The organism is Roseobacter sp. OBYS 0001, assembly GCF_019654895.1.
In the GTDB taxonomy this organism is placed as follows: Bacteria; Pseudomonadota; Alphaproteobacteria; order Rhodobacterales; family Rhodobacteraceae; genus Roseobacter; species Roseobacter litoralis.
In genome coordinates this window covers 185399-194034 of record NZ_BPES01000007.1, presented here as the reverse complement: position 1 = coordinate 194034, position 8636 = coordinate 185399, and the positions used below count along the sequence as shown (strand labels likewise).

The 8636-nt window shown below is 58.4% G+C and carries 8 protein-coding genes; all 8 read right to left on the bottom strand.

Going from position 1 to position 8636, the window contains the following annotated elements; translation table 11 throughout:
- Positions 1-302 precede the first annotated feature (302 nt).
- Positions 303-515, bottom strand: a complete 213-nt coding sequence (gene tnpB / locus K5Q35_RS22940) for an IS66 family insertion sequence element accessory protein TnpB (protein WP_374758635.1) — start codon at positions 513-515, stop codon at positions 303-305.
- A 473-nt stretch (positions 516-988) separates the two neighbouring features.
- Positions 989-1111 carry a hypothetical protein gene (locus tag K5Q35_RS22935; protein ID WP_374758634.1) on the bottom strand — a complete coding sequence of 41 codons (123 nt, stop codon included), beginning with the start codon at positions 1109-1111 and terminating at the stop codon, positions 989-991.
- 305 nt (positions 1112-1416) lie between these two features.
- Entirely contained in the window at positions 1417-1932 is a 516-nt protein-coding gene (locus tag K5Q35_RS15225; protein ID WP_013962479.1) for a chemotaxis protein CheD, read from the bottom strand.
- Positions 1929-3062: a chemotaxis-specific protein-glutamate methyltransferase CheB gene (cheB, locus tag K5Q35_RS15220; RefSeq protein WP_220800154.1), complete on the bottom strand. Its 1134-nt coding sequence runs from the start codon at positions 3060-3062 to the stop codon at positions 1929-1931. The genes K5Q35_RS15225 and cheB overlap by 4 nt, the downstream gene beginning before the upstream one ends.
- 127 nt (positions 3063-3189) lie before the next feature.
- Positions 3190-4338: an acyl-CoA dehydrogenase family protein gene (locus tag K5Q35_RS15215; protein ID WP_220800153.1), complete on the bottom strand. Its 1149-nt coding sequence runs from the start codon at positions 4336-4338 to the stop codon at positions 3190-3192.
- Between the two features lie 79 nt (positions 4339-4417).
- Positions 4418-5467 carry a lipocalin-like domain-containing protein gene (locus K5Q35_RS15210; RefSeq protein ID WP_220800152.1) on the bottom strand — a complete coding sequence of 350 codons (1050 nt, stop codon included), beginning with the start codon at positions 5465-5467 and terminating at the stop codon, positions 4418-4420.
- A complete protein-coding gene (locus tag K5Q35_RS15205; RefSeq protein WP_220800151.1) occupies positions 5457-7829 on the bottom strand; it encodes an ABC transporter permease in 2373 nt (790 codons plus the stop codon). The genes K5Q35_RS15210 and K5Q35_RS15205 overlap by 11 nt, the downstream gene beginning before the upstream one ends.
- The gene (locus tag K5Q35_RS15200) at positions 7826-8518 is read right to left on the bottom strand and encodes an ABC transporter ATP-binding protein (protein ID WP_220800150.1); all 693 of its coding nucleotides are present in this window, start codon (positions 8516-8518) and stop codon (positions 7826-7828) included. Before K5Q35_RS15200 ends, K5Q35_RS15205 begins: the two co-directional genes overlap by 4 nt.
- Positions 8519-8636: the final 118 nt, after the last annotated feature.

Sequence of the window (8636 nt, the reverse complement as noted above, 5' to 3'; positions counted from 1 at the left end):
ACCAAAACCCGAACAGAGCTAACGTAAATTAGCGGACTCAAAGGGGAGCAGGTCAAAGGTTGCATCAGAGAGGCGCGGATGATGACGCAACGTAGGCGTCGCAAATTTCTATGGTGTTCGTTCACACTGCCCCTCATTGATGGGCGTTTCATCTTGTTCGGCCACAGAAACCGGCAGATCTTCGAGCCATAGCTCCTGTCTCTGCATCGCGTTCGATCTTTCCCGAAGGTTTGCTTAATGCCAGTTTCTACAACTTAGTGATCCGCAAACCAAGCGTTTGAGTAGCAAAGAATAAGGTCAGATCACCACGTAAACAATGCGAATGGGGGCGCTAGACCACCCGACATATGCAGGCGGTGCACCCCGTTTAAGACGCTGTCAATGATCCTCTCCCAAAGCATCGAAAGCTGTGGGCAGGTCAGGCGGACAGAGCAATCTTTTGCGCTCGGCCATGAACACCGGCTCCGTTGCAGAACATTATAAATCAGGCAGAAGCCTTGGCCATCCCAATACAGCAGTTTGATTCAATCGCCGCGTTGGCCCAAGGACGCAACTACCGCCCGTTGGCCGGCAACGACACCTACGACCACCAGCCGCTTCTGCGCGAAACTCAATCGTACCACCCAACGAGAAACTCCCTTAATTCCATGAGGAACAAACTCGTAGAAAGCACACGGCTTCGAATGGTGTGGTCTAATCCATGGATACAGCTGTGCGAGAAGCAATAATCTGTCTACAATATCATAGCTTTATGTCGAGGCCTCCGTGGCGAGGGCAGTGTTGGTGAACTTTGCCACCGGGTGTAGCACAGACTAAGCATTCACTACAGTTGACTTGAGACCCAACTCTTCTCGATCGTGGCGGAGACTCCGATTGCTGAACTTCGACCCCATGCGGCCTGCTTTTACAACTTGGTATTGCGCACGAACTCCGCGGGTATGAGATCGCTCAGCGACGGATGCAGCCAGATTTTTTGCTCCTACTTTCATCATGTGATCTTTGATCGGGTTGATGCGAGAGACAAGAAATGGGTCTCGTTCACGTCTGCGTTACGAAAGCTGCCGTTGGAATTCTGAATGAAAGCGTTCTGTGTCAGCTTGCCCGGAACAATATTTTCAATCGATTTTCGTTTTCTGACATCATTTCAGCACCGCTGACCATGCGCTTTCCGCCAGGTTATCACTGACAATTGCTTATGACATTCTGCGCGCCCAAATGACTGCTTTCAGCGCGCGGGTACGTGCACCCGGGACAACAATGTATCTGGAAAAATTGCCATACGCACCCGGCTGAAATCATCCACTACGGTCAGCAGACGGAACCGACATCAACACTCGGTAACATTCGGTTCATGATATCCGTGTCGTTGGTACTGACAGTGCCGGCACCCTTGCCGTTTCCAAGTCGATTGCCAGATCAAAACAGCTCCAAATCGTTTCCGCTCGGCTGGGATTGGACAGGTACTTCTTTGGGTAAAGCCTCATCCGCTCGTACTTTTTGCATGACACGACCCGACGCAGGCCAGAACATGATGTGACGTGCCGAGTCTCCTCCAAGCGAGTGCCCTTCACAGGCAATGCTCTCTTGTCGAAGAAAGTCCAATGTAAACTGACTATTGAGCAACCCGACATCACTGAGCCCGGCCACCATGCGAGCGCCACCAAAGGCTTTCGCGCGCAGCCGACTTCGTGCGCCACCAAGCTTGAGAATATCGTTTATCAGCAGTTCCATGGCGTTGATGCCTGCCAGATTACAAGCACCCGAGCTTCTGGTGCTGACCGTCAAGAGCATGTGGTTCATACCACCTACTTTGGCAACAGGATCCCAAAGACAACACGAGACACAAGATCCCAAAATTGTTGATATCGCCCGCTCAGGATCAGCTGAGACAGCCCACTCACCCTGCGTTATATGTTTGCGGTTTTTTGTCATTGCAAAGGCACCTTGGTCGTTCTGTGGGACGTCTTCGCCGTTCTGTTTTTACTCTCACGAAGCGCGTCACCGATTTTGTGTATTGGTAGTTGATGCTGAACAGCGCCAAGACTGAAGGCCACGCGCGGCATACCGTAAACCACTGACGTTTCTTCATCTTGACCGAATGTAATGGCGCCACCCTCTGCGAGTTCGAGCAGACCTTGCGCGCCGTCCCGACCAAGGCCAGTCAGGATCGCAGCCGAGACATTTTTGGCCTCTGAGGTTGCAGATAAAAACAAGGTGTCAACAGACGGGCAGTGTAAGGCAGCAGGCTCATTCTCGACGAACCGGCACTGCCAGCCATCTACCCTCCTAACGACCTGTGTATGCTTGCCGATCCCCGGCGCAAGGATCACATCTCCTCGACGCAGCGGCACACCTTCTTGGGCGAGTTTTACGTTTTGAGGCAGTTGTCTTTCCAGCCTTTGGGAAAAGCTTTCCAGAAAGTTGCCGGGCATGTGTTGTACGATGACGACGGGCGGCCCGTCGGGTTCAAGCTGGGGCAATACGGCCTCGAGCGCGGAGACACCGCCCGTCGATGCGCCAATCAATATCAGCGAGCCACGGCGACAGCTCTGGCCCAGTGCCGGCGCATGGCGCGCAACAGCCTGTCGACCGGGTTGCACCGCACCCTCCCCAGCGCTTGTGCGGGCGGGGCGCGTGCAGGCCGCCTGAAAAACACGCTCACAAATGTCGCGCGACAGATCCAGATCGTACCCGTCTGTCGGTTTCAAAATACAGTCAATTGCGCCTCTTGAAAGCGCTTGAATGGCGGCGTCGCTGCCTTTGCTTGTCAGACTGGACAACATCACGACGGGCATCGGGCGCGCTCGCATCAGGCGCGTCAGAAATTCCAGACCGCTCATGCCCGGCATTTCAATATCTAGCGTCACGACATCTGCGGCATTGGCCCGTAAAAAATCGCGCGCCTCTACGGCGTCACTTGCCTCTCCCACAACCTCAAGGCGTCTGTCCGAAGCCAATACAGTGCGCAACCACATCCGGATCACCCGCGAATCATCAACGATCAAGACCTTCTTGACCGATTCGTTGGATTGATGCCCGTTCGTATCGCTGTGCAAAACCATGCTCTGTTCCGTTTGGAGACCCGCAGCGCGCCCTACCTCAGACGCGCCTTTCCCAGATATGCCGCACAGATGTAAATTGAGGCTTAATGGCCCACGACCGCTTTTCAAAAAATCGCTGAAGCGAACGTCAGGTGCCGTGCTCGGCGATCATCTGGCGCGAAATAATGACGCGCATGACTTCGTTGGTGCCTTCAAGGATCTGGTGCACACGCAGATCACGCACGATTTTTTCGATACCATAATCGGCCAGATAGCCATATCCGCCATGGAGTTGCAGCGCATCGTTTGCGACATCAAAAGCAACGTCCGTTACATACAATTTTGCCATCGCACAGTATTTAGTAGCGTCCGACGTCTTGTTATCCAGTTTTGAGGCCGCCTGCCGCAGGAATATCCGTGCGGTCTGCAACTTGACTTCCATATCCGCCAATTTGAACTGCAGCGCCTGAAACTGATCCAGCCGTTGCCCGAAAGCCTTGCGCTCAGCGGTATAGGACAGGGCCGCATTCAGGGCCGCCTGCGCGCCACCAAGGGCGGATGCGGCGATGTTCAGTCTGCCTCCATCAAGGCCCGCCATCGCATAGGCAAACCCCTGCCCTTCCTCCCCGACCAGATTGTCCGCCGGGATCGCACAGTCATCAAACTGCACCTGTGCTGTGGGTTGCGCGCGCCAGCCCATCTTGTTTTCAAGAGCGCCAAAGGACAGACCCGCCCGCCCGTTTTCGATCAGCATGGCGGAAATACCCTTGGGGCCTGCATCCCCTGTGCGCACCATCGTCAGATAGGCGTCAGAATATCCGCCACCGGAAATAAACGCCTTCGTGCCGTTCAACACATAGCCTGTGTTACTGCGCTCCGCACGCGTGCGCAGAGCGGCGGCGTCCGACCCTGATCCGGGTTCGGTCAGGCAATAGGAAAACACGGTTTCCATCGCACATAGTTTGGGCAGCCAATGTGTTTTCATGGCGTCAGAGCCATAGGTGTCGATCATTCCGCCGCACATGTTGTGGATCGACAGAAAGGACCCGACCGAAGGGCAGGCCATGGCCAGCGCTTCGAAAACCAGCGTGGCATCGAGCCGGGACAGCCCCGAGCCGCCGTGCTCTTCTGACACATAAATCCCGGCAAGGCCGAGTTCCGCGACCTTGGGCCACAGCGCCTTTGGAATGGTTCCGGCGGTTTCCCATTCTTGGGCAAAGGGTGCGATGTTTTCCTGGCCAAAAGCATAGGCCATGTCGAAAATCGCTTGCTGTTCCTCGGTGAGCGAAAAATCCATTGGCGTCCTCACGTGATCTGCTGGCCTGACGAGACCCTGCAAAGGCATATCATCCCAGTCGGACGCTGCAAGGGGCCGCTCAGTACCCCGTCATCTCAAGATAGCCGCGCCCGCTGTGCGATCCCGTGATCTGAACGGGGCCCTCCCAATAGGGAATGGACGTGGTCATCCATGCCGCGCCGTTCAAAGCCTCCACCGTGACATCGACGCCTTTTTGCGGCAGTTGCGCGCGCCATTTGGTCGGCACGGCCCGACCCGCCACATCCGTGGTGGCCAGCGCGGTTGCCGAAAACGCGCCATCGGGAAAGGCGGTGGTGGTGCCATCCGGTTCGATCCAGGTCGCTTGCGTGTAATCGCTGCCATCCTCGTCATGCAGCGTGAACCCCATGAGGCGGACCCCGTCGTCAAAGACCATCGAGAACCAGTCCCAGCTGACCTGCGTGGCGGCCAAGGGCTGCGAGGCCCATTCGCGGTCCAGCCATGCGGTGCCTGTCACCTCAACCGGACCTTCCGGCAGAAACAGCGTTCCGGCGACGGTATAAAACGGCTGTGAATAGTAGTAACTGGCCCGCCCGCTTGCGGATTTCTGCGAATAGCCCGCCTCGCCATGAAAGATCAGCGGGCCTTGCGCGGTCAGTGTGACCTCATAGCCGAAATCAGGGCCGGAGGCGCGCATCGCAACCTCGTCGAGCGTATCGCCAGACATGTACCAATCATCAATCCATGCGCTGAAGGGTGCGGCGATCACACCCGCCTGCCCGACCCCGCCGCGCGCAATCCGTTCGGTTACGAAATGCGCGTCCTCAGTGGTGAGTGCCGCGTGACCCATCCACAGTTGCGGGCTGGCCCAGCCGGGTTTTTCTTCGGGTGCCATGGCGGATCGGAACAATGTCCATTGCAGCCCCATGTCCCGCCCGGCGGCATCGGTCAGGTTTGCCGTGACATACCACCACTCAATCTGGAAATCCGGATGCGCGCCGTGATCTTCGGGGAAGGAAAACACATATCCGCGCTCGGGTTGGCTGAAGGTGTTGGCGTCCCGCCCCAAACCCGCAAAACCCTGTGCTGCGGCCTGCGCGGCCACCACGATGCCGATGCAAAAGATCGACAACCAAAATCTAACGTTCATTGCTGAATACCTTCAAAAGAGATTGCGGATCGGTGCGCCCAAGCCGGATCGCGGGCCAAAGCGCAGCCAGCAGTGCCGCAACAATCGTCAGCAGGCCCAAGCGCAGATAATCCAGCGGAAAGACATACATCGGCAACCGCCAGCCGAAGGCTTCGACATTGACGACGGCCAGCAAAACCCAGGCCAGCATCAAGCCAACAGGTAATGCCAGCACACCGGTCAGGGTCGCAAGACAGACCGCGCGCACGACCTCAAGCCGAGACAGCGCGCTGCGTGTAAGCCCCAAGGCCCAGACAGGCGCCAGTTGCGGCAAGCGCATCGTCGCCAGTGTCAGCAGGCTGATCAGGATGGCAAGCCCGGCCACAGAAAGCGTCAGCACATTCAGCGCCGCCGTCACGGAAAACGTGCGCTCAAAGACCTGCATGGAAAATTGTTTGAGATCGGCCTGATTGATCAGCGCATCCTCCCCCAGCCCAAAGCGGTCGCGCAAATCGTCGGCCAGCGCCTCGGGCGTGTCCGTGCGCACCCCGAACCGCAGGCGTGGCACATCCGGGTAACGCATCGAGAACAGATCCTCGCCCAGCACCAGTTGGCCCACGGCATTCCCGTAATCGCTGTAGATACCGATCAGACGATCCCCGGTGGGCAATGTATCCCCCACCTGCCAGTCCTGCCGCCGGGCCAGTTGTTCATTGACCAACGCGCCCTGCCCGGCGGCGAGCAAATCCCACACCTCAGGCTGCGCACTCAGCAGCGGCCAGTTTTCGCGGTAGGTGGCATGATCACGGATGCCAAAGACTTCAGCCGGAAGCCCGCCGAGCCGCGTGTCAATCGACACGATTGGCAAGACCGCCTCCGCCTTGTCCTCAAGATAGGCCCCCAAGTCCGCAGCTTGCTCTGTATCCTGCGCATTGACGTAAAGCTCCGAGGCCAGCCGCTGGTCAAGGTAGTCCACGAAGGTCAGCCGAAAACTGGACACCATGGTGGAGACCCCGATATTGGCCGCCATCGCCAACAGCAAAGCCATCAGCGCCATCGACAGCCCCGGCAATTGCTGGCGGCTGTCCGCCCAGAACCACTGCACCAAGGCGCGTTTGCTGTGGCGCTCGGCGAAACTCAGACATTGCGCAAGCAGAAAGGGCAGCAACAGCGCAGAGCCGATGAGCAAACAGGCCAGCAAGGCAAAGCCAGCAACCAGACCCTGCCCTAAAGTGGCAATCGCAACGCCTGCAATGAAAAGCCCAGCCGTGATCAGCGCCAACCACTGCCCGGCGGCGAAAGCCCCGATGCTCATCGCGCGCGGGTGGTTAAATGAGAGCAACGGCATATAGGCCAGCTTTGTCAGGGCCGCTGCCGCCGCAATCGCCGTGCCCCCCAGCGCCATGGCCAGCCCCGACAGCCACCACGCTGCGCGCAATTGCAACTGTCCCGCGACTTCGGCCCCGTAAAGACCGCGCAAGGTCGCCGCCACATCCGGTAACAAGGCCGCCGCGATCACATAGCCCAAAGCCACACCTGCGCCACCAGCCAAGAGGGCGAACACCCCCAACTCCAGAATAAGCAGCAACATCAACCGCCTGAGCGGCATACCCAAAGCGCGCAGGGTCCGGAATACCGCCCGGCGCTGTTCAAAGGCCAGCCCAACCGCGCCGTAGACGATGAAGATCCCCACAGCAAAGGACAACAGACCGAAGGCCGTGAGGTTAAGATGAAAGCTCTGCGTCAGGCGCGCCACATCCGCCTGCACCGAAACCTCGGCAATGCGATAGGCGTCCGGCAAGGCCCCAAGGCCCCAGGGACGCTGGTTACTGACCAGCAGCCGCCTGATGTCCCCCTGTTCGCCCAGCAATCGGTCCGCCTGCGCGATGTCCATGAGGATGTTGCCGCGTGGTCGATTTTCATCCACCCGCAAGGTCATTCCCGGCAGCGTCAGCTCCACATCATCCGGATGGGCAAAACCGACCGGATCATCGCCGATCATGTCAGGAAACCCACCATCCTCCGAAACACTTGCGGGCAAGGCCACAGGAAAGCTCAGCGGGTCGATGCCGACGATGCGCAGTTTAGCACCGGCAATATCAACCGTGCCTTCCAGAACCGGGCTGACCGGCCAGCCAAGCCTGCGCAGAGTCACATACTCCTCGACCGTAAAGCTGCTGCCATCTTGTTTGAGGATGCGGTTTGTGTCGCCCGCCCCCAAGACATCGGAGGCAGAGGCGTAGCTCGCGCGCGCTTCGGCGTTGATCGCCTGCACACCGGACCACAGCGCCGTGGACAGGGCCAACCCGGCCAGCAAGGTCAGCAATTGCCACGGATTGCGCCGCCAGTGGGACCAAAGTGCAAGAAACCCTTGCCGCGTCATGGCACCGCCACGGGTCGCATAGGCGCGTTCGCATCCTGCACAACTCCATGCGACAGACGAATACGCCGTCCCATCCGGGCCGCCTGACGGGGGGAATGCGTGACCATCAACACCGCCGCACCCGCCTCCGCCGCGCTTTCCAGCATCAGGTTCAAAACCGTATCCGCCGTGTCCTCATCCAGATTACCCGTTGGCTCATCCGCGAGGATCAGGCCGGGGCGCGCGGCAAGGGTGCGGGCAATGGCCACACGCTGTTGCTGCCCGCCGGAAAGCGCCTCGGGGTATTTGGTCATATGGTCTGCCAGCCCGATCTGTTCAGCGACATGACGTGCCCATTCCGGGTCGAAGCGTTCGCCAAGTCGGGCATGAAACGCGATATTCGCCCCGACGCTCAGGCTGGGGATCAGGTTGAACTGCTGAAAGATAATCCCGACCGTTGTGCGGCGCAGCTGTGCAGATTTTGCATCCGACAGACCAGCGACCTCTAGCCCGTCCAGCACAATGCTACCGCCCGTTGGCACATCCAGCCCGGCGATCAGGTGCAACACCGTGCTTTTCCCACTGCCGGATTCCCCTTCGAGCGCCAGCGTGCCCGCGCGCGGCACCTCAAAACTCACATCCCGCAGAACCGGCACTGAAATGCCGCCAGTCTCATATTCTTTGGCAAGGTGGCTGACCGTCAAAACCATCGGTGTGTCCCATCAAGACTGCGTTCAGATCAAGAGATGTAGCACCAAGCGCGTATCGCAAGGGCCTATGGGCAAACCATCTGCGAAAATGGAATGAAAGGGTCGGGAAATCAGTCCA

Excerpts from the sequence above, each read along its gene's own strand:
- cheB (WP_220800154.1), bottom strand. The coding sequence starts at position 3,062 with ATGGTTTTGCACAGCGATACGAACGGGCATCAATCCAACGAATCGGTC.
- K5Q35_RS15205 (WP_220800151.1), bottom strand. The coding sequence starts at position 7,829 with ATGACGCGGCAAGGGTTTCTTGCACTTTGGTCCCACTGGCGGCGCAAT.
- K5Q35_RS15225 (WP_013962479.1), bottom strand. The coding sequence starts at position 1,932 with ATGACAAAAAACCGCAAACATATAACGCAGGGTGAGTGGGCTGTCTCA.
- K5Q35_RS15200 (WP_220800150.1), bottom strand. The coding sequence starts at position 8,518 with ATGGTTTTGACGGTCAGCCACCTTGCCAAAGAATATGAGACTGGCGGC.
- K5Q35_RS15215 (WP_220800153.1), bottom strand. The coding sequence starts at position 4,338 with ATGGATTTTTCGCTCACCGAGGAACAGCAAGCGATTTTCGACATGGCC.
- K5Q35_RS15210 (WP_220800152.1), bottom strand. The coding sequence starts at position 5,467 with ATGAACGTTAGATTTTGGTTGTCGATCTTTTGCATCGGCATCGTGGTG.